The 21,190-nt window shown below is 43.0% G+C and carries 19 protein-coding genes; 10 read left to right on the top strand and 9 right to left on the bottom strand.

Annotated features, from left to right (window positions below; genetic code table 11):
* Positions 1 to 147: 147 nt before the first annotated feature.
* From KVT11_RS17085 to arr, 4 genes are all read left to right on the top strand, one after another.
* Positions 148 to 2,007 (top strand): beta-glucoside-specific PTS transporter subunit IIABC, encoded by a 1,860-nt coding sequence (locus tag KVT11_RS17085; protein ID WP_048002337.1) that lies wholly within the window; start codon positions 148 to 150, stop codon positions 2,005 to 2,007.
* A gap of 18 nt (positions 2,008 to 2,025) precedes the next feature.
* A complete protein-coding gene (locus KVT11_RS17080; RefSeq protein ID WP_116307356.1) occupies positions 2,026 to 3,447 on the top strand; it encodes a glycoside hydrolase family 1 protein in 1,422 nt (473 codons plus the stop codon).
* A gap of 157 nt (positions 3,448 to 3,604) precedes the next feature.
* Positions 3,605 to 3,790 carry a hypothetical protein gene (locus KVT11_RS17075; protein WP_008343855.1) on the top strand — a complete coding sequence of 62 codons (186 nt, stop codon included), beginning with the start codon at positions 3,605 to 3,607 and terminating at the stop codon, positions 3,788 to 3,790.
* A 120-nt stretch (positions 3,791 to 3,910) separates the two neighbouring features.
* A complete protein-coding gene (gene arr, locus KVT11_RS17070) occupies positions 3,911 to 4,327 on the top strand; it encodes an NAD(+)--rifampin ADP-ribosyltransferase (RefSeq protein ID WP_007498448.1) in 417 nt (138 codons plus the stop codon).
* 61 nt (positions 4,328 to 4,388) lie between these two features.
* Here the strand turns inward: arr and KVT11_RS17065 are convergent, their stop codons facing one another.
* The 6 genes from KVT11_RS17065 to KVT11_RS17040 are packed head-to-tail and all read right to left on the bottom strand — an operon-like array spanning position 4,389 to position 11,878.
* Entirely contained in the window at positions 4,389 to 6,308 is a 1,920-nt protein-coding gene (locus KVT11_RS17065; protein ID WP_116307358.1) for a BglG family transcription antiterminator, read from the bottom strand.
* Complete coding sequence (locus KVT11_RS17060; protein WP_048003124.1) at positions 6,305 to 7,189, bottom strand: ROK family protein; 885 nt, start codon at positions 7,187 to 7,189, stop codon at positions 6,305 to 6,307. The genes KVT11_RS17065 and KVT11_RS17060 overlap by 4 nt, the downstream gene beginning before the upstream one ends.
* Before the next feature lie 57 nt (positions 7,190 to 7,246).
* On the bottom strand, positions 7,247 to 9,910 hold the full coding sequence (gene mngB / locus KVT11_RS17055; RefSeq protein WP_116307360.1) for a mannosylglycerate hydrolase: 2,664 nt from the start codon (positions 9,908 to 9,910) through the stop codon (positions 7,247 to 7,249).
* A gap of 28 nt (positions 9,911 to 9,938) precedes the next feature.
* The gene (locus tag KVT11_RS17050; protein WP_008342177.1) at positions 9,939 to 11,057 is read right to left on the bottom strand and encodes a PTS fructose transporter subunit IIC; all 1,119 of its coding nucleotides are present in this window, start codon (positions 11,055 to 11,057) and stop codon (positions 9,939 to 9,941) included.
* A 36-nt stretch (positions 11,058 to 11,093) separates the two neighbouring features.
* Complete coding sequence (locus KVT11_RS17045) at positions 11,094 to 11,423, bottom strand: PTS fructose transporter subunit IIB (protein ID WP_007498438.1); 330 nt, start codon at positions 11,421 to 11,423, stop codon at positions 11,094 to 11,096.
* A complete protein-coding gene (locus KVT11_RS17040; RefSeq protein WP_116307362.1) occupies positions 11,420 to 11,878 on the bottom strand; it encodes a PTS sugar transporter subunit IIA in 459 nt (152 codons plus the stop codon). The genes KVT11_RS17045 and KVT11_RS17040 overlap by 4 nt, the downstream gene beginning before the upstream one ends.
* Positions 11,879 to 12,120: 242 nt before the next feature.
* On the opposite strand from KVT11_RS17040, the gene KVT11_RS17035 reads away from it, so the two are divergent.
* Positions 12,121 to 14,787 carry a S8 family peptidase gene (locus tag KVT11_RS17035; protein WP_116307364.1) on the top strand — a complete coding sequence of 889 codons (2,667 nt, stop codon included), beginning with the start codon at positions 12,121 to 12,123 and terminating at the stop codon, positions 14,785 to 14,787.
* Positions 14,788 to 14,896: 109 nt separating this feature from the next.
* A complete protein-coding gene (locus KVT11_RS17030) occupies positions 14,897 to 15,379 on the top strand; it encodes a DUF2059 domain-containing protein (RefSeq protein ID WP_007498435.1) in 483 nt (160 codons plus the stop codon).
* 344 nt (positions 15,380 to 15,723) lie between these two features.
* On the opposite strand, the gene KVT11_RS17025 is transcribed toward KVT11_RS17030, so the two are convergent.
* From KVT11_RS17025 to mmuM, 3 genes are all read right to left on the bottom strand, one after another.
* Positions 15,724 to 16,344, bottom strand: a complete 621-nt coding sequence (locus tag KVT11_RS17025; protein WP_041091191.1) for a hypothetical protein — start codon at positions 16,342 to 16,344, stop codon at positions 15,724 to 15,726.
* 112 nt (positions 16,345 to 16,456) lie between these two features.
* Complete coding sequence (gene mmuP, locus KVT11_RS17020) at positions 16,457 to 17,860, bottom strand: S-methylmethionine permease (protein WP_076822588.1); 1,404 nt, start codon at positions 17,858 to 17,860, stop codon at positions 16,457 to 16,459.
* A 46-nt stretch (positions 17,861 to 17,906) separates the two neighbouring features.
* A complete protein-coding gene (mmuM, locus tag KVT11_RS17015) occupies positions 17,907 to 18,845 on the bottom strand; it encodes a homocysteine S-methyltransferase (protein WP_116307502.1) in 939 nt (312 codons plus the stop codon).
* Positions 18,846 to 19,182: 337 nt separating this feature from the next.
* Here mmuM and KVT11_RS17010 point away from each other — a divergent pair, with 337 nt between their 5' ends.
* The 4 genes from KVT11_RS17010 to KVT11_RS16995 all read left to right on the top strand — a co-directional run bounded on the left by KVT11_RS17010 (position 19,183) and on the right by KVT11_RS16995 (position 21,185).
* A complete protein-coding gene (locus KVT11_RS17010; protein ID WP_025206673.1) occupies positions 19,183 to 20,013 on the top strand; it encodes a YitT family protein in 831 nt (276 codons plus the stop codon).
* 107 nt (positions 20,014 to 20,120) lie between these two features.
* Positions 20,121 to 20,438 (top strand): PadR family transcriptional regulator, encoded by a 318-nt coding sequence (locus KVT11_RS17005; protein WP_048003129.1) that lies wholly within the window; start codon positions 20,121 to 20,123, stop codon positions 20,436 to 20,438.
* Entirely contained in the window at positions 20,431 to 21,018 is a 588-nt protein-coding gene (locus KVT11_RS17000; RefSeq protein WP_017360400.1) for a DUF1700 domain-containing protein, read from the top strand. The genes KVT11_RS17005 and KVT11_RS17000 overlap by 8 nt, the downstream gene beginning before the upstream one ends.
* A complete protein-coding gene (locus KVT11_RS16995) occupies positions 21,015 to 21,185 on the top strand; it encodes a hypothetical protein (RefSeq protein ID WP_017360401.1) in 171 nt (56 codons plus the stop codon). The genes KVT11_RS17000 and KVT11_RS16995 overlap by 4 nt, the downstream gene beginning before the upstream one ends.
* The last annotated feature ends 5 nt before the right edge of the window (positions 21,186 to 21,190 follow it).

Here is a 21,190-nt window from a genome sequence, read left to right as displayed (position 1 = left end):
TCGTCTTAGAGGATTGTGACTGTTCGGCAGGCAAAACCTAAACGTTCACTGAAAAAGCGCAATAGCAAGTTGCGACTATTTTTGGTGCCCGTTTAGGTTTTTATTTTGCCTAAAAACGTATTTTTTTGAAAAAAAGGGGGTTTTTGTATGAGTCATCGTCAATTAGCAGAAGACATTATCAAACATATCGGGACAGAGAAAAATGTTCATTCATTGGTTCACTGTGCCACAAGACTTCGCTTCACATTAAATGACAGATCAAAAGCAGATAAAGCGGCCATTGAAAAATTAAATGGTGTGGTGACTGTCATGGAAAGCGGCGGCCAGTTTCAGGTGGTCATCGGCAACACCGTACCAGAGGTATATCGAGAGATTGGGGAGTTTACGAATCTATTAGAGGATTCCACTTCTTCATCTGCTAGATCAAGTGAAGAAAGTACAAGTCTTTTCGGAAAATTCGTCGACATTGTTTCTGGAATTTTCACACCGCTTCTAGGTGTCATGGCGGGTGCCGGTATTTTAAAAGGACTTCTAGGCATCTGTATTAATGCAAAATGGTTATCTCCTGAAGATACGTCGTATCAAATTTTATTTGCCGCATCAGACAGCTTGTTCTACTTCCTGCCGCTGCTGCTCGCATTCACTTCTGCTAGGAAGTTTAAAGCGAATCCATTTGTCGCTGTGACGATTGCAGGTGCACTGATCTACCCGACTATTCAAGAGCTCACAAAAGGCGGCGGAGATGTGTCGTTCTTCGGCATTCCGGTTGTCTTAATGTCTTATACATCAACGGTTATCCCGATTATTTTGGCAGTGTTTGTGATGGGATATATCGAACGTTTCTTTAACAAAGTCATTCATGAAAGTGTGAAAAACTTTATTACACCACTGATTTTACTGGTCACGGTCGTTCCACTGACACTGATCGTATTTGGACCATTTGGTGTGTATGCAGGGAATGGAATTGCAGCCGTCCTGCTGAAAGTATTCTCCTTTAGCCCTACACTTGCCGGTGCTTTAATTGCGATGGCATGGCAGGTTCTTGTCATCTTCGGTATCCATTGGGGGCTTGTGCCAGTCATTTTAAATAATATTGCGGTTCATGGAAAAGATCATATTAAGCCGGCCACTGCGCCAGCTGTATTTTCACAAGCCGGTGCTTCAATCGGTGTTATGCTGAAAACAAAGAACAAAAAGTTGAAATCATTGGCTGGATCGACAGCGGTTTCTGCTGTATTTGGAATTACAGAACCTGCTGTATACGGCGTCACACTTCGTTTGAAAAAACCATTTATTGCAGCGGTGATCTCTGCCGGTGTCGGTGGTGCCATTATCGGTTATTCACAAAGTATTGCGATCGCGTCTGGTCTTCCGAGTTTACTGACACTTCCGATCTTCTATGGTCAAGGATTTACAGGATTCTTAATCGGAATTTCCGTTTCATTTGTCCTTTCAATCGTCTTAACCTATTTGATTGGATTCAAAGATCCTGTGGATGAAGAAGAAGCTCCTGCAGCTAGTTCTGCACCAGCATCTGAAAATGAACATGGTGTCAAAGCAGCTCATGTGAAAAGTCCTTTATCTGGCGAAGTCATCAAGCTAGAAGAGGTGCAAGATAAAGCCTTCTCATCTGGCGCATTAGGTAAGGGCGCAGCCATTATTCCATCAGAAGGCAAGCTGTTTGCACCAGTAACTGGAGTCGTGACAACGGTATTCCCAACAGGACATGCATACGGTCTCACCTCTGAAAGTGGAGCAGAAGTACTCATTCATATTGGACTGGATACTGTACAACTTGGGGGCCGTCATTTTACGCCGAAGGTTGAGCAGGGCCAAACGATTACAGAAGGTGAACTGCTTGCGGAGTTTGATATTGAGGCCATTCAAGCAGCAGGTCTTTCTGTCACAACACCTGTGATTATTACCAATTCCGGTGAATTTAGCGATATCATTGAGACAGAAGAAAAACAAGTGACACCAGGACAATCATTTTTACACTTAGTTTAAGAAAGGGAGGACATAATCATGAGATATTCAACACTAGCACCATTTCCAAAAGACTTTTTCTGGGGCGGATCGACTTCCGCCTATCAAGTAGAAGGTGCATGGAACGAGGATGGCAAGGGACCTTCAGTCATTGATATGAGAGAAAGCTATCCTGAAGGAACAACTGATTTTAAGGTAGCCAGCGATCACTATCATCGATATAAAGAGGACGTGAAGATGTTTGCAGAAATGGGCTTGAAGGCTTATCGTTTCTCCATTGCATGGACACGTATCATTCCAGATGGAGATGGGGAGATCAATCAAAAGGGAATTGAATTCTACCATTCTCTCATTGATGAATTGCGACGCTATGACATTGAACCAATTGTGACGATGTATCACTTTGATTTACCTCATGCGCTTCAAGTGAAAGGCGGCTGGTCAAATCGTTCAACAGTCGATGCGTTTGAACGTTATGCGGAAGTTTTGTTCCAAGAGTATGGTGAGAAGGTAAAATATTGGCTGACGATTAATGAACAAAACATGATGATCTTACATGGATCAGCTCTAGGTACACTGGATCCAAATTTAGAAAATCCGAAAAAAGAACTATATCAGCAGAACCACCATATGCTTGTGGCACAGGCGAAAGCCATGACGCTTTGTCATCGTTTGCTGCCTGAGGCGAAAATCGGACCAGCGCCAAACATCGCCCTTATTTACCCGGCATCTCCAAAACCTGAGGATATCATTGCTGCGGCTAATTACAATGCGATCCGCAACTGGCTATATCTTGATATGGCGGTATTCGGTCGTTATAACAACCTTGCATGGGCATACATGAAGGAAAAGGACATTCTTCCTGTGATTGAAGAGGGAGATATGGATATTTTGAAAAGTGCAAAACCAGACTTCATTGCCTTTAACTACTACACATCTCAAACGGTTGAAGCGAGTAAAGGAGATGGCAATGATGAATTTGCCCGCGGCGGAGATCAGCATTTAAAATCTGGTGAAGATGGCGTCTACAAAGGCGGGAACAACCCGTTCTTAAGTAAAAATGCATTTGGCTGGGAGATTGACCCTACCGGTTTCCGATCAACGATGCGTGAGATTTACGATCGCTATCAGCTGCCTCTTATTATTACGGAAAACGGGCTAGGCGCTTTTGACAAGTTAGAAGCGGATGGATCGATTCAGGATGATTATCGAATTGATTATTTAGAAAAACATATTGAACAAATCAAATGGGCGATCACTGACGGTGTAGAGGTATTCGGGTACTGCCCGTGGTCAGCCATCGACTTAATCAGTACACACCAAGGCTGCTCAAAACGCTACGGTTTTATCTACGTCAATCGTGACGAATTTGATCTGAAAGACCTGAAGAGAATTCGGAAAAAGAGCTCTTATTGGTATGAAACATTGATCGAGCAAAATGGAGAGAACATCGGGAAGTAACAGGAAAAAGCCAGTCACCTTATTAGCGGGTGGCTGGCTTTTTTGTTCGTTTACTTTATTGGCAAGAGCATATTGTTCGAGTTGTTCTAAAATGTTAGTCTAATGATATATTGTAAAAATTGGTTGATTATCCATTATAAGAAAGAGGGTTATGTAGATGATGACGATCCTTTATTTGTTTTTCTTATTGTTCTTTCTTTTTTACGCTTTAAACTATATTGGTCAGAAATTAATTGCGAAGGAACACCCAATGAACCACGGATTGATTGTGACGCTGTCAGCAGTGGAAGGTATTCTTGTTTTTGTTCTTGTTGGAATCAATGAGAAATTTCCTTTTTTTTAAACGATCTTACTCTCTACTATCATTATACCCCGAATTTCATCTCATTTATAGACTGTTTTCCGTCCGCATCAGCCCGTATACTGTTATACGCAAGTCAAAAACGATAAGGGATGTGGCTGTATGAATGACAAGAAAGATGTTTTAGATCCTGGGCCGTTTTTTCATGGGACGAAAGCGGAATTGAAGATTGGGGACCTGCTTGAACCGTTGCATTTATCCAATTATCAGGATAAACAATCGAACCATATCTATTTTACTGGAACATTAAACGCAGCCAAATGGGGAGCTGAATTAGCCCGGTCTGATTCCAAAGAGAGAATTTATGTTGTAGAACCGACAGGCGAGTTTGAAGATGATCCGAATTTGACGGATCAAAAGTTTCCAGGGAATCCGACCCGTTCTTATCGATCGACATCCCCTTTGAAAATTGTCGCAGAATTAGGCGCTTGGGAAAGACATTCCGATGAAGAAATCAATCATATGCTGACGTCGTTAAAAAAGTTAAGGGAAGAAGGAAAAAATGTCATATACGATTGACTCGTATGTGAGGAATAGATGAATAAAAGGCCGTCCGATTTCACTTGGGCGGCCTTTTGTGCTATTGAAACAGGACATGCATCAGCTCATCAAATGTCTTTGCATGTGTCAAGGAATGAAGGCGGTCAGGACTGTCTAACAAATCGACAGCTTGTTCAAAAAATTGATTCATGCAGACAGCGTCATCTTTCTGAATGGCTAACAAGAAAATCAGAGATACTTGATCTCCCTGCCAATCAATTGGCTGTTTCAATCGTGCAATTGCCACGCAGGAGGTGCCTTCATTTGTGATGAGCGGGTGAGGCATCGCAATCCCCTTGCCAAGATAGGTCGACGACATTTGCTCCCGTTCCAGCACAGAGGAACGAAAAGAAGATGAAACAAGCTGATGCGCCTCCAGCCGGCTGCAAAGCGTATCTAATACCTCTTCTTTGCTTGAAAGGTTCACATCCAACAAGGTCAATCGTTCTTGGAAAAAAGCCATCAGCTCCTGCGAAGGGGCACCGTGTCCGTTTAACAGGTGAATGACCTCACTCACACGCTGGACATCATGATGTTCAAAAAAAGCATTCACTTGAATGATTGGTTTCCCCTTTGGTGCGAGAGGTACGGTTGTAATAATCACATCACATGGCAAAGTCGTGCTAAAAGCGTAATCCTGATAAGAATAAAGCTCAACAATCTCAAGCTCATGTTGAAAGGCCGCCTTCAATTTAATTTCAAGCAGCCGTGCCGTTCCTAGTCCAGACCCGCATACAATAATGGCCCTCTTTTTTTGTGAGGTGTCAAGATGACTTCTTTCAAATGAAGCAGCAATATGTAAGGCAACATATGCCGCCTCATCTTCATTTGGCGTCCGCACCAGCTGTAAGGCATTGAGTCCGCTGACAGCCAAATCAAACGGATAAGGATAAGAAGTTTTGATCTCATGCAAAAGCGGATTTTGTAAAGACACGCCGTATTGAATTCGATTTAATAATGGCTTCATATGCAGCATCAAATCTTGACGCAGGATATCGTCATCTACAAAACGATGACCGCTTGTTTTTTCAATGTGCTGGAGAAATCGTGTCACCGCCTGACGCACTTCTTCTGTCGTTTGGTGCTCATCGATTTCTTTCCACGTTTGATTCGCTAAGAGATGCATCACCAAGTAATCTGTTTCATCCTCTGATAAGGTGACGTGAAACGTGTCACTTATTTGATGAGTGATCTTTTGAGCGATTCTTGTTAACACTGGCGGTCTTTGTGTGTGAGTGGTACTGGCGGGTATCCGCTGTTTTTTTTGCGTTTGCTGAATGGCAATCGCTAAGTGAATCACTAAATTCTTTAGGGCAATATCTTTAATGAGCAGTGATTCTTGATATAGATTTGTCAGCACAATGGATCGAATGGTTTCAAGTGAAATGTCAGGGAAATGAAGCTGTTCCCGCTCAGTTATATGAGATAGGGCGGGTTCTTCTTCAAGCAGTAAGTCTGCGTAGCACGTCCTTTTTTGCAATTCGTCTCCGTCTACTTTTAAGCCAAATCCAGGCTTTGAGACAAGGGTCATACCGTAACGGGCTAACAGCTCCCGTCCTTTTTTTAAATCACTGCTGACCGTCATACGGCTGATGAACAATTCTTCTGCTAATTGATCAATTTTTAAGTAGTCTGATTGAAGCAATAATTTTCTCATCATAAATCGTATGCGCTCTTCTGGCATGACGGGTACGAGAGAGCGGGCAGGAAGCTTTTGCTGATGAAGCCAAAGCAGGAAAGCGTCTTGGTCACTTGTTAAGAGTGTATACCCTTTCCCGCGGATGGTCTTGATCATGGCTCCAGCTTGTGTTAACAGCTCGTTTGCTTCTTTGATTAAATTGCGGATGGAGCGGTCAGATAAGCGAAAAGAGGCAGTGAGCTCCTCCAGTTTCACGAACCCTTTCGTTTCAAATAGCCGCTGAATGAGCTGGTAGGTTCGAGTATCTGCCGTCATCATCATTGCGCCGCTCCTTGTTCCTTTAAGGCATCAGCTCCAAGGGCAATGGCTCCCATTAAACCAGATAATCCGTCAAAGGAAGGCTTTGTGACGATTTCATTTAATGGCTTTGGTAATTGTAAGTAACCATGAAGACGTTTGTCTGTTTCTTCAAGGATGAGCGGCAGCAAGGCCGGCTGTTTCATGACACCTCCACCAAATATAATGCGTTCTGGTGAAAGGGTGAGTAATAAATTTGCGGTCATTTGCCCGAGATAATAAGCTTGAAGTGACCAGGCTGGATGCTCCTCTGGCAGCATTTGTGCCAATGTATGATAGCGGCCTTCTATGGCAGGTCCAGATGCTAGTCCCTCTAAACAATCATGGTGGATCGAGCAGCAGCCTCCATAGGTGTCATGAGGGTGGCGCTGAACGGTGATATGTCCCATTTCTGGATGAAGCAGTCCGTGAATGAGGCGGTTTTCAATATAAGCACCGCCGCCGATTCCCGTCCCAACCGTGATGTAGATCAAGGAATTTGGTCTGTCTGTGTCAGTTGAAAAACGAGCTTCACCGAGCGCCGCACAGTTCACATCCGTATCAAGCTTCATAGGGAGACCGAGTGCTTGTTTTAAGGTTGAGAGTAATGGAAATTGGCGCCAAGCTGTTTTGGGTGTTTCGAGAATCGTTCCATAGCTGGGGCTGTGCTCTTTTACATCGACAGGCCCGAATGCGCCTATGCCAATCGCATCGACTGGATGCTCTGTAAAGTATTCGATCACTTGCCGGCATGTTTCTTCTGGGTTCCCTGTTGCAAAGGAAGTCATATGTTCAATCGTTCCGTCTGTTGTTCCGTAGCCGCAGACAAATTTTGTACCGCCTGCTTCGATGCCTCCAATTCGCATGATCAATGCCCTCCATTAAAGAGAGGCGGAATCCAAATGGATCCCGCCCCTACATGTTCATTTTTTCTTTACAATGTAGGTTTGTACCTGACAAGGTGTGAGCGGTTCAATGTGTAATGATCCATGTTGTGCTTTCAGTATATGTCCTTCAGGTGTTTCGCCTAAATTCGCTGTTTCTCCATGTTGTAGAGATGAACTATTGATTGAAGCGGCTGTTTGACGTGTTAAATATGGATTGAAGAGACGAATGACAATGCCTGTTCCATGCTCTTCTTTTTTCAAAGCGCTTAGAACGACCCCGTCTGTCTCAATGTCAAGCAGGCTATAAGTAGATTGTAAGTCTTCTTTTTCATCTCGGAAAGAGAAAATTAAACGACCGTTTAAAAAGTCTGCCCGCTCGTAGCACTGAACTGGGGTGGTGTAACGTTTAGCAAGCTGAGCCAAGTGTCCTTCACTCACCGCTTCTTGGCTATAGTGCATGCCAAAGGAGAATGATAGCGAACCTTGAAGCTGGGCGTCAGGTGTTTCCACGATTTTTTCTCCAGAAGCCCGGCCGGGACGGTAAAGAAGGTTTTCTTTCCCCATTTTTCCGAAACAGCGGAAGAGTGTGTAAGCAATGGTTGTGTAGCCCGCGCCTGTGATTTGGTATTCTCTGACGCAGTCCGTCAAAAGAGAGACACCATATGCTTCATTGCGAAGTGCAACAAATGATTGCATGGGTTCAATGGTAATCGGTTTTTCTTCCCAATGTTCATTGTTCCACCATTCTAGCTCTTGCGTCAGCTCCGTTGGACGTTCGATGGTGCCAAATTGTTGATCGCTGAGTGATACGTTTGATGCAATACCTGTATCAAAGAGTACCCGTAGACGGTGGTCTAGCGCATGGTTGTCCACATTCACATGAAAACGGATGACCGCTTCATCTTTATTTAAAGCCACCTTCGCTGTGATCGGGAGGGAAGTCGTCCCCTTTTGCTCCGAGCGTTCCTCTAAATCATATGGGACAGTCAATTGAAGCTTGATGGTGAGCTCTTCCTGTAAACTGCTTTTAGATACGGTAATGTCTGCTGATGAGATATCTTTAGATGATACATAAAGATCCTCACGCGGTGGTGAATAGTTATAAGAATCCCCATCATCTCCGTTGTCTTCAAAGATCATTTGCTCAGAGAACGTTCGTCCAGTCTGTTTATCCGTAATTTCTAATGACCCATTGTCATTTGCTGCAATGCGGTAAAACGTATTTTCAATGACACGACCTTCTGTTTTTTCCAAAATGGATTCACTAGATTCATCGAAAACCATGCTGACTTGTGTATAACCAACGGATGGCAAGTCGACTGCTTCAATGAGTAAAACAGCTTTCCAGACTTGCTTTGGCATGTACACCTCTTTGCTTGGGTTAAGTGAAATCTGCTGTGCTAAGACATAATCTGTCACATCGGTTTTGCTTTTGACTGTGTAGTGAAGAGTTCGTCCATCAGCGTCTTTTAGCGTAAATGGACGTTCTGTGATAAAGGTTTCGACTTCAATGACTTCAGAGCGCTTTGAAGGCAGTGTGTTAAATAAAGTGAACGTGATTTCTTGCTCAGTTTGCAGCCGGATGGCGATGAGACGCATGTGTAAGTCCACCAGATTCTCGGCGATTTCTTTTGCCTGCTTGTAGCGGAAGAAAACGTCTTGATTCGTCGTATCACTGTTACAGCCGCCAATGCTGTCATGCGCTGCATTTTCAAACATGAGGTACCAAATATCACGCACCGTGTCATGCGGATAGTCATGTCCGAGTGAATAGCTGATTGTAAGGATCGGCTCCATCACATTGACAAGATAGTTTTCAATTTGATTGTTTAAGATTTTCAAATCTGCTCTTGTTGAAAAAATAGACTTATGAATCCGCATATGCTTGGCATGAATGAGCTCTCCTTCTAATGTCTCAAAAGAAGTCCGCTCTTTTTTCACTGCTGCAATGTAGTCTTCTAAACTGCTGATTTGATAGTGGTGCTCGTCTATTTCATTGGCTTTTTCTAATAAGTCAGGCAGGTTTTTACGAATAGGCGCTTGGTCAAAGCCATTTGGGAAATAGACATTCTTTGTCGTGGCTTTTGCTTGCAGCGCCCCGATTTTTTCAGAAAGAAAGGCTTGCAGGTCTTCATCCTTCTCAGGAATATTTCCTCCGTAGTAGTAGCCAAATGGCAGATTCACTGCAAACACTTCACTGCCATCCGCCCCGCGCCAATTAAATTCTGTGTGATTCGTCATATGATCAGAAACGCCGCGCCAAAAGGCTGTGTCGACAATTCCAAAGCCTTGATAAATTTGAGGCATTTGTGCAGATTGACCGAAGGAATCAGGGACATAACCGACCTTCATGACATGTCCAAACTGCTGACAGCGCTCAATCCCATATTGCAGATTCCGTACAATCGATTCCCCAGAAATCACGAGCTGATCAGTTTGTGTATACCACGGACCGATGATGAGGCGTTTTGCTGTGACGAGATGTTTAATTCGATCCTCATCCTTTGGGCGCCATTTCAAGTAATCATCTAGCAAGGATGCTTGTGCATCGAGCATGAAGTAATGGAATCGTTCATCTGTTTCGAGGGTGTCCAATATGTCCATTACGCTTTTCATTAAGTAGATACGGGAGCGGGAGGTGGTAAAATACCATTCCCGGTCCCAGTGAGTATGTGGAATCACATGTACATTGACAGTCATTGTGTAACGACACCTTTCTTTGTTCAAATTATCCTTCTAGCACAAGGTCAAAATCATCTTCTTCTTTCTGCTTCTGATCATGTTCTGGCTTTTGGGGTTCTTTTTTCTCAGAGAAGTTCACAAGTAGGTTGGCACCAATTCCAATAACAAGTGCGCCAGTTAGCGCGCCGATTAAATATGCCCACCAGTTTCCTACTGAGAAGAATCCGTAGAGTCCGCCAATTGGCGGCATGATGTCATGGACACCTAATAAGGCAGCAACCCCGCTTCCAGCAGCACAAGCGACGACATTCAGCGGAATCAATTTCAAAGGATTGACGAGTGTAAAGGGAATGGCTCCTTCTGTAATCCCGATAATCCCCATCACAAGACCGCCTCGTCCGGCTTCTCTAAAGGTAGGAGAGAAGTTGCGTTTTCGAATCAATGTCGCAAGCCCGTATCCAAGCGGCGGAATGATAATCGCGATATTGACGAGAATGGCAGGAAGATAGACACCTGATAGGAAGAGCGCATTACCAGCCATCCAAGCTGATTTATTCACTGGGCCGCCAAGATCAAAGCCAATCATGGCGCCTAAAATGAGAGCAAGTGCGAGTGTGCTCGTTCCATCTGCGACCATGCCTTTGATCCATTCAATTAATGCGGTGTTCAAAGCCCCTAATGGACCGCCTAGCAGAACGGACATGAGAAGTCCGGTTAAGCCAACAGTAATGAGCGGTAAGATGAGCAGAGGGACGAGTCCAGCTGCGGAGCCTTGAATTTGAATTTTTCTTTTCACAAAGAGAGCGACATATCCGGCAAAGAAACCTGCAATGACGGCGCCGATAAAACCAGCATTTGTTGAGCTGGCAAGAGCTCCGCCGATAAAGCCGGCCGCAAGACCAGATTTATCCGCAATCGAATAGGCAATAAAGCCAGCGAGCAGTACGTTCATTAAGCCAATGCCTGTCCAGCCAACCTGTTCCATCAAATAGGCACCATGTAAAATGCCGCCTGCATCTTTATAGGCGTTTAAATCTGACACACCAAAACCTAACCCGACTAGTTTGGCTAAACCAACGATAAGTGAAGCTCCGATGATCACCGGAAGAATATAAGAAATACCGGTCATGAGGTGGCCTTCAATGACTTTTAATTTTGCTTTCATTCTGCTTTGCTCCTTTCTATATGGCATTGCTCTTGTTTATTGGGATTCAGATTTTTTCTTTTCAACCAGCGCAACGGCTTTTGTGATGATTTGCTCGGCATTTTTTAGGGCGCGTCCGATTTCGACACGAACAGTAGGAATACCTGAGAAGCGTTCAGCGTCGTTAATATGCTGATTGGAGGCGATAATGCAAAGGTCTGCCTGCTTGGCTTCCTCTGCTGTAATGCCATTCACTTGTCCCATAATTCCTTGTTGCTCGATTTTAATCTCGTGTCCAAGCTGTTTACCCGCATTCTCTAATGCTTTTGCTGCCATTGGTGTATGAGCTAACCCTGCTGGGCATGAAGTGACACCGACAATTTTCATTGTGTAATCCCCTCTTTCAATTGTTGTTCAATGACTTCGTAATAATAGTCTGCTGTTTGACCGGGTTGAATCTTTTCGATGAAAGCAGGCTCCATTAAACTTGTGGCAATGCCAGACAGTAATTTGAGGTGTGTGACATTGGCCTCTTCTAGTGGAACGAGCAGTGTAAATAAATAGCTTGTTGGCAAATCGTCGAAGCTTCCCCAATCAATGGGTTGTTCAAGTTCTAAAAAGAGAAGTGAAGCCGTTTGAACAGCAGAGCTTTTTGTATGAGGAATCGCAAAACCTTGCTGAAGTCCTGTTGAGACTTCGTCTTCGCGTTTCAACAAATCTGTTAATAACCCTGACTGATCGTTTGTAATGTGAAGGTCTTCAGCTTTCTCGGAAATGTATTGTAAAATCTCATTCTTTGATCGACCGTTTACTTGTGTAAAAACATGATCTTTTTGGAACAAGCTGATCCCTTCTCTCTTGTTTGTTAAGCGCTTACAATTTGATTGTAATGTACTTTTCGACATGGTTAAATAGCATCATTTTCCGTTTAAAATGGCAAAAAGTTTATGAAGCGATCAGACTAGCCATCTGAATATCTCAAATCCTAGCTTAAAACGAGTTTAATTATGTCAAAAACAGATTCTACTAAAAGGGATTCTGTGATATTCTTCCAAGGTATTGTAAAAGATAAGGGGGTCTTTTCATGTTTAAAAAGCAGGTCAAATCCTGTGTGGTTGTACTCATGGCTATCATTCTATGTATGGCTGCATTACCTGGGTACAAGGCATCAGCAGTTAGTAAGGGCACAAGTGTCAATGAAGCCATTGGGTTAAAAAATGGTGAAGTCATCTCAGGTACATTACAGAATGAAAAAGAAGAGTCATGGTACCAAATCACGCCATCTGCACAAGATGTGGCAAAACATACACATATGCAAATTGCTGTCAAAAGCAAACAAGTGTTATCTGTATCGGTCTACCCAAGTAAGGATAGAGCGATAAAGGATGACACTTATTCGAGATATCGTGTGGACACAGCAAGTGGAGAGACAGAAATCAACTTCCCGCATGCATGGTCAGGTCCTTACTATGTCAAAGTGCTGTATTTAGGTTCAGAGGAAGACAGCCGTGATGAGGAAGAGGATGCAGCATATACAATCGGGTATAAAGGCGCGAATCTTCCGCCATCTGAACCGATTTTCCCTGAAGAAGAAGAGCCAGGGATCATCATTATTGAGAAAAAGCATGGACGTCAAATTCTTCAATCCATTCGTACGATCGAAGACAAACGATTCAATGAAACAGCCGACGGTCAGAAGCTTACACGTCTGCTACAAAAAACAAAGCCGTTTCTCAAATCTAAACTCATCAACAATCAAAAAAAGCAGCAAACGGTGTACAATCATTTGCTTACATTAAAATCATTGCTGAATGATGTAGAGAAAAATGGTGCATTCAGCGGTCATATCGTCACAGAGAAAGAGCAACAGGCGATCCGTTCCCTTTTTGATATGCTCAAAGAGGCAAGTCCAGCCTATCTAAAAAAGGAATTAGAAACAGTGGGACAAAAAGTAGGAATCGATCAGCTTGAAGGAAAATCGATCGGTTATGTATTAGAGAAACAAAAGCTTGTTCCAGAAGAAAAGGTCAACACAAACAAAATCATCTTTAAATTAAAGGATGGACAAACGCTTCAATCCGCAAAAAAGAAGATGAAAGGCTACGGAATTCAAGAAAACCGTGTGACATCTCAATCAGTAAATCCTTTATTTAAAGGAATGTATGTTTATGATGTACCGGCAGGGCAAGAATCAGCTGGCAAAACGCTTAAAGCAGGCAAAGCTGTGATCAAAAGCACGGCGAGAAAGCTTTCTAGTATGCCGAATGTTGAATTTGCAGAGCCTGTACAAACGTATCGTGCGCTCAGCAATGACGCGCAGTATGGTTATCAGTGGCCGCTGAAAAACAGTGCGCAGAACAGTGGGAAAAAAGGCGCTGATGTGAAGTTTGAACAAATGAATACATTGATTGGTACAAGCAAAATGAAGCAAACGTTAATCGCTGTTGTGGATACAGGTGTCGACAGCCGTTTGTCCGATTTAAGCGGAACGGTTCGCACAGACTTAGGTGCCAATCTCATCGGCCGAAATAAAGATGCAATTGATGACAATGGCCACGGTACCCATGTGGCAGGTATCATTGCAGCAAAAGCCGACAATCATTACTCCATGGCAGGGCTGAATCAACATACAGGGATCATCCCGGTCAAAGTACTGGATGCGTATGGAAATGGAGATACAGAGCATATTGCTCTTGGCATTAAACATGCAGTGGACAAAGGTGCAAAGGTCATCAACATGAGCCTTGGCGGCTACTACAGCAAGGTCATTGAATATGCGATGAACTATGCTGCACAAAAAAATGTATTAGTGGTAGTGGCGAGCGGAAACGATGGCATTCCAGAAATGGGTTATCCGGCGACGTCCAAATACGCCATGGCAGTTGGTGCAAGCAATCGCATGGATATTGCCGCTGAATTCTCAAGCTATGGTAAAGGATTAAGCGTGTCTGCACCAGGGTCTGATATTCCAAGCTTAATGCCTGATGGGAATGTTTCATACCTGAGCGGGACATCAATGGCTACACCGTATGTTGCAGCAGCAGCAGGATTACTGTTTTCTAAAAATCCAACCCTGAAACCAAATCAAGTGAGAAATATTTTACAAAATACAGCGGATGATATTTCATTTAAAGCTGTTGATGGAACAGATGACGTTTTCTATGATGAAAATGACGAGCCTGTTGTTGATCCGAAAATTCCGGGTATCGATTGGATGACAGGACATGGCAGACTCAATGCTTTTGCCGCGTTAAGTGCTGTTGAATTAAACGCATCAGTTAACAAAGTAGAAGATCAGCATCAAAAGGTGACAGGAAAGGCGAAAGCCGGCGCTGCCATTTCTGTGTATAGAGGCAAAACCCTGCTTGGAAAAGGCACGGCAAGCAAAAAGGGAACCTTTAGTGTGAAGATCAAGCATCAAAACAAAAATAAAGTGCTTCACATCAAGATATCAAAAGGAAAGGCTGCGACTTCGCTCAAAACGGTCGTGAAAAAGGGCAAAGCGCCAGCTAAGCCAAAGGTGAATCGAGTAACAGTGAAAAGTAAAACGGTCAAAGGAACTGCGGGTGCAGGCTTGACGATCAAGGTGAAGAACAAATCAAAGAAAGTCATTCAAACGGTCAAAACCAATAGCAAAGGCGCATTTACAGCTAAAATCAAACCGCAAAAAGCCAAAACTGTCTTATATGTGACAGCTTCAGATGTGAGAAAAAGAGAAAGTAAAGCAGTGAAAGTTGTTGTGAAAAAATAGTTTTGCAGCTTCCCTTTTTTGAATAAAAAGGGAAGTTTTTTGTTTTTACTGGAAAAATGACAATAACTGTCGATAGTAATATAGTAGGAAAAAAAAGGAGGATTTATCGATGAAAAAAATCATGTTTGCTTTCTTTCTATCATTGCTTCTCGTTTTCCCAAGCTTTGCACATGCAGAGGAAACAGGAGCAGTACCAGCATCCGTACAAGTAACAGGCGTCACAGCAGCAGACGGTGGTATGGTCAATTACGGTTCTGGTAGTAAATATCGTGTAGGTTCATATTATCCAGCTACTTTTAAAGGAACATTAAAGGACACAAGTGGTCAACTCATGGCGAATCAGCCAATTCAGCTTTATTTTGAAGCAGCAATCAAATCATATGCTCAAACAGCAACAGGTACAACAGACGAGAATGGACAATTTTCACTAACGATTCAAGTTCCTGCAGGTGCAGGCTACCGTACATACAATAATGCAGGCTGGTCTACACATTACTACGATATCGTTCCAGTGACTTTCACATCAAACGACATCACGCTATCTTCAAATGTGACAAGTGTGTACCATTTGGCATATACATCACGTTACTAATCTGCTAGAAGAGGCGACTTGGCGCAAGCCTGTCATTTTCATAGAAAAAAGGATGTCAGCTAGTGACATCCTTTTCTTTTTGTTAGCAAACCTGCTGGGCGGCAACCGAAAGAGTCGATAAACAAACACTCATGAGCCGTTTCTCCCAGATTCGATCGAGCGTTGAGCTTTACATCTTGAGCTTTGATGGGTAAGAACTTTGAATACTTGAGCTTTCAGCTTTGAACGTTCAGCTTTGAGCTTTTATCATGGATCATCCTAAGATGATCATCAGATGAGGAGGGAATGACCTTTCCCTCGGAGGTGTTTAGTCCTATCGATTTTCGGCTCACTAACAAAATCGACTAGTCGATCTGTATTTTTGTCAAGGTATTGCTTTCTGATAAGGAGAAATCCACTTCCATTTGGAAATCTTCAATCTCTTTCGAAAGCTGTTCAATCTTTACTCGAAGACGAAGAGGGTCAATGATCGCCGCCTCATTTTCAGCTAGGAATGACTTGACGATCTCTTGGTTGGCAGCGGCTTGTGTTTTTCCGTCTTTCCCAAATAGTGTTTCTAAATGCTGATCCAGTCTCTTTTTCACATCTTCATTGATTTGTTCTGACCGGTCAACCAGCTCTGTGTAGACCTTTTTTAATTTTCGTAAATAACGAATATCGTAATCTATGGATGTCTTGCGTTCAATGGCTTCTGCTACGGTCATGCTAACACCCGCCACCTCAATCGTTGTCGTAGCATTCGACACAACGATGGCTGATTTAATGGCATTTCGGCGTTTGATTAATGCTTGAATCGATTGGTCATCTGCTTTTGCCTTTTTTTCTACTTCTTCTTGATTTTGAAATCCGTTCTGTATATGTTTCCCGATGATCAAACCACCGAGTACGGCTTCATCAATCGTTCGGTTGATTCTTTTATCTAACATTTTCAGTTCACTTAATGCTCTTGTAATGGTCATTTCCATATTAAAAACAGCTCCCTTGATTCATCCTGAAAATCATAGATTCCTATCATATACCAAAATGTCTTTGTTTTGCTAGTGATATCCTTTTTTGGGACAAACAAAAACCCTGGTGCTATACACCAGGGTTTTCTCGTTTTTTCTGAATCCATGTTGTCACGTAATAGGCAGCATAGCAGAGTGCGATAAAAGGGATACCGCAGATAAGAGCAATACGCTGATTTGGATCAAAAGCAATGCCGATCACAGATGCAAGGCATAGGAGGAAGGCAGCAATCGGAACCACCGGATAGAGCGGGGTTCGGAAAGATAAATCATGAAGCTGTCCGCCATCCTGTAAGAATTTTTTGCGAAACATGAACTGTGAAGCTGCAATTCCCATCCATACAACAACAACGGCGAGTCCAGAGATTGAAACAAGAACCAGATACACCGTTTCAGGTGCGATGACACTCGATAGCAAAGAGAGAATGCCCCCAATCATACTTAAAATGAGTGCATTCAAAGGAATTCCCTTTGACGTCAATTTTGCCAGCTTTTTAGGTAATGTTCGTTCTTCAGAAAGAGACCATAGCATGCGAGATGAGGCGTATAGCCCTGAGTTTGCAGCAGATAAAATCGCTGTCAGAATGACAAAATTCATGAAATCTGCCGCATAAGGAATCCCGATGCGGTCAAATACCACAACGAAAGGACTTTTGATCACCCCGGCTTCTTCTACAGGAATTAAGCCGGCTAAGACCACGATCGTTCCGACGAAAAACAGGACAAGACGTAGCACAGTCGTGCGAATCGCCCGGGGAATGGTCTCATCTGGATTGACGCTTTCGCCCGCAGCAATCCCAATCAGCTCAGTACCCGAAAAAGCAAAATTAACAGCCAGCATGGTCATTAATATCGGTAAAAAGCCGTTTGGGAAGAGACCCCCATCTCCAGTGAAGTTAGAGAAGAACGGAGCGGCCTCACCGCCTTTTAGTGGAATCAATCCAAACATTGCAGCTCCGCCAAGGATAATAAAGAGAATAATAGCCATGACTTTAATGCTAGAAAACCAAAATTCCGATTCTGCAAAAAACTTAACTGTAAAAGCATTGAGTAAAAAGATGAGAAGCGCAAAAACACCGCTCCACATCCAAACCGATGTGTCCGGGAACCAGCGCTGCATTAAAAGACCTGCCGCTGTAAATTCTGAACCAAGTGCCACGGTCCATGTTAGCCAATAAAGCCAAGCCACTGTATAGCCAGTGCCGGGCCCAATGTATTTTGTTGCATATGTGTGAAAAGCGCCTGTAACCGGCATTGCGACAGACAGTTCACCTAAACAGAGCATCACGAGGTACACAATTAATGCCCCAACCAGATAAGCCAAAATCGTTCCCGCAGGACCGGCCTGATTGAGCGTATATCCTGAGCTTAAAAAGAGTCCTGTGCCAATTACGCCACCTAAAGAAAGCATGAACAGGTGACGGCTTGTCATTTTTCGTTGATATTGTTGTGACTGATCTTTTGCTTGTTCCATGTCTTCCCGCCCTTTTGCTTAGAAGTATGTGTGTTGAGTCATGATGCTACGATGTTGCCTGTTTTAAGATATCGGTAATATCTTCTGGTGTCGTCCGGCAGCAGCCACCGATGATTTGTGCGCCGTCTTTATACCATTGCTGTGCACATTCACCAAATGTATGGTGAGACGTATCTCCGCTCCAAACCTTTTCTTCAGGATCATATAATTCCCCTGAGTTCGGATACACGACAATCGGTTTGCTCGTCCCTTTTTTCATCTCCTGAATGAGAGAAGACATATATTGCGGCGGTGTACAGTTTACGCCAACAGCAGCGATCTGCTCATATGGCTCGAGTGCTTGTACACAGTCTCTAAGTAAATCTCCTTCACTAATGTGCTGACCATCCTTTGCACTAAATGTAATCCACCCATATACACCGCTGAACTCATCCTGCAGCAGTTTAGCGATGGCGATTGCTTCAATGAGACAAGGGATGGTTTCACAAGCGAGAATATCTGCACCAGCCTCTACTAAAGCTTGAATTCTTGGTCTGTGAAAATCAATGAGTTCCTGCTCCGTGAGACCGTAATTTCCCTTATATTCTGAACCATCAGACAAATAAGCGCCGAAGGGCCCCACAGATCCAGCGACAAATGGTTTTGCCCGCTCTTTACGTTGTGTCTCATCCTGCCAAAACTGCTCGCATGCTTCTTTTGCTAACGTGACAGATCGTTTCATTAATTCGATGGCTTCTTCTTTTGTATAGCCTTTTTCAGCAAAGCCATCAATTGTCGTTTGGTAGCTGGCTGTTGTTGCACAGTCAGCACCTGCTTGGAAGTAGTCCAAGTGTACTTGCTGAATCAATTCTGGCTGTTCAATGAGGATTTTGGCTGACCATAAACTGTCGTTTAAATCACAGCCCTTTCGTTCAAGCTCCGTTGCAAGTGCACCATCTAAAATCAAAGGTGCGTGAGCCTGTAATCGGCTTTGAATAGGATTCATATAAATCAAACAGCCTCCTTTGTCGATCGGAAATAATGGATATGATATGAGGCAGTAGTTTAAATGACTAAAGTGTTTTTGTCAAGGAGAGGAATAAGCATCATATGACGGAAAAACCCTGAAAACATGCGGGTTTGAGTGCATAAACATACAGTTGAAATAATAGAAAACCAAGTCATTGACAGCCTCTAAAAAGAGATATATATTATGGAAAGGTTCATTTCAGAAAGCTTCATCAAAAGGCGCCGTCTTTTGATTTTTATTTTGTCCAACGACTGTCTTCTTTCGTGCAGAAAGAGGGTTTTTTATATGCTTAAAAAAAGGAGGAAAGAAGAAATTGAAAAAATGTGTAAAAGATATTGCAATGATTCTAGTTGGTTCTTTTTTATTTGCTGCAGCTGTGAACATGTTTGTCATTCCACTTGAGTTTGGTGAAGGCGGCGTAACGGGGCTGTCCATCATTTTCTACTATATGTTTGAGATTGCGCCGTGGCTGACAAACCTTGTGTTGAATGCGATTTTATTACTTGTGGGGTATAAATACTTGGACAAGAAGACCACGATCTACACAGTGGTAGCTGTCGCAAGTAACTCTCTATTTTTACATTTGACCACTACATGGGTGGTGAATGTCCATGAATTGATCATTGGTTCTATTTTCGCAGGGATCATCATTGGGATTGGCATTGGTCTTGTTTTAAGAGCGGGCGGTACAACAGCGGGATCTGCTATCCTCGGGCGAATTGCGAATAAGTATTTAGACTGGAACGTGAGCTACGCCATCTTGTTCTTTGATCTGATCGTTGTTTTTGCTTCTTACTTTATTATTGGTGCGGAAAAATTAATGTTTACGATTGTGATGCTGTATGTGGCGACTAAGGTGATGGATTTCGTCATAGAAGGGCTTAACACGAAAAAAGCGGTCACGATTATTTCTTCATGCAAAGATGATATTGCAGAAGAAATCAATCACACCTTGGATCGAGGCGTGACCATTTTAAACGGTCGCGGTCATTATTCGAAGGAATCGAAGGAAATTCTCTATGCAGTCATTCAAAAACAGGAGCTGATGCGTTTAAAGAAAATCATTAAGAAAATTGATCGAGACGCATTCGTTGTTGTCCATGACGTGCGTGATGTGTTTGGAGAAGGATTTGTGAATATATAAAAGTGAAAGGCCCTGTGGGGGTCTTTTTTTTATGCTTTTACAAAATAAATACCTCTTTTCACATCATACTATGTATTGTATAGTATAAATAGTTAGGAGTTGTAAACATGAATGCACAACTAAAAAAAGGATTACTGGAATTCTGTGTACTGGCGGTATTAAAGAAAGGCGATTCCTATGGTTATCAAATGATTAAAGATATGTCCCATTGTATTGAGATTTCAGAATCGACATTATATCCGATATTAAAGCGGTTAGAGCAAAACAATTATGTGGAGACCTATTCACAGGAACATAACAGTCGATTAAGAAAATACTACCGGATGACAAAGAACGGACGAGATCATATCGCGCAATTTTTAGCGGAATGGGATCAAGTGATGGCGATTTACGACTTTATTTCTGGAGGACAGAGCAATGAATAAAAAAGAATTTTTAGCCAGCTTGGAGAAGCATCTGCATCGTCTAGGCGAAAAAGAAAGTGATCGGTTCATCGAGTATTACGATGAAATGATCGAGGATTATCAGGAAGATGGCTACAGTGAACAGGAGGCAGTTCATCAAGTCGGTCAGCCTGCCATCATCGCTGAAGGGATTATGAAGGAACAAGGAATCAAAACCGTTCAGGTGCCGACGTTTGGAGAAAAAGCCACAAGACTCTCCATCCTCATTTTGGGCTTTCCTTTATGGGGCAGTATTCTAGCAGCAGTCTTCCTGCTAATTCTTTCTGTGTATATGGTGATTTGGTGCGTTCCACTCGTGACAGGTACAATGACGCTAGTTGGTTTGCTCGGTGGTTTTTGGAGTATCATTGGTTCTCCATTTATTTTTCAGGATGGTTTGCATGTGGTGGTGACGCAGATCGGAGTTGGGATTCTTCTATTAGGTGTCGGATTATTAAGCGGCATAGCCACGGCGTATTTAACAAAGCTATTTGTGCAAGGGACTGTTCAAACCACTAAGGCATTCATGGGAATGTTTAAAAAGAAGGTCGTGAGAGTATGAACGTGAATGATTTAAAAAAGCAATGCATCAAATGGGGGATCATCTTCACCGTTGCCGGAGGAATTGTCATGGCAATTGGTTTTGGACTTTCAGGCTTTGACCTAGATGCATATCAAAATAATGACCAGTACAATGTGTTCCGCACGATCAATTGGAGCAAGCCATAAATGAA

Origin of the sequence: Bacillus sp. GbtcB10 (assembly GCF_019091365.1) — a bacterium.
Lineage (GTDB): Bacteria > Bacillota > Bacilli > Bacillales > Bacillaceae > Bacillus > Bacillus altitudinis.
Note: the sequence above shows the minus strand (reverse complement) of the source record. Positions and strands in the feature narration are given on the sequence as shown.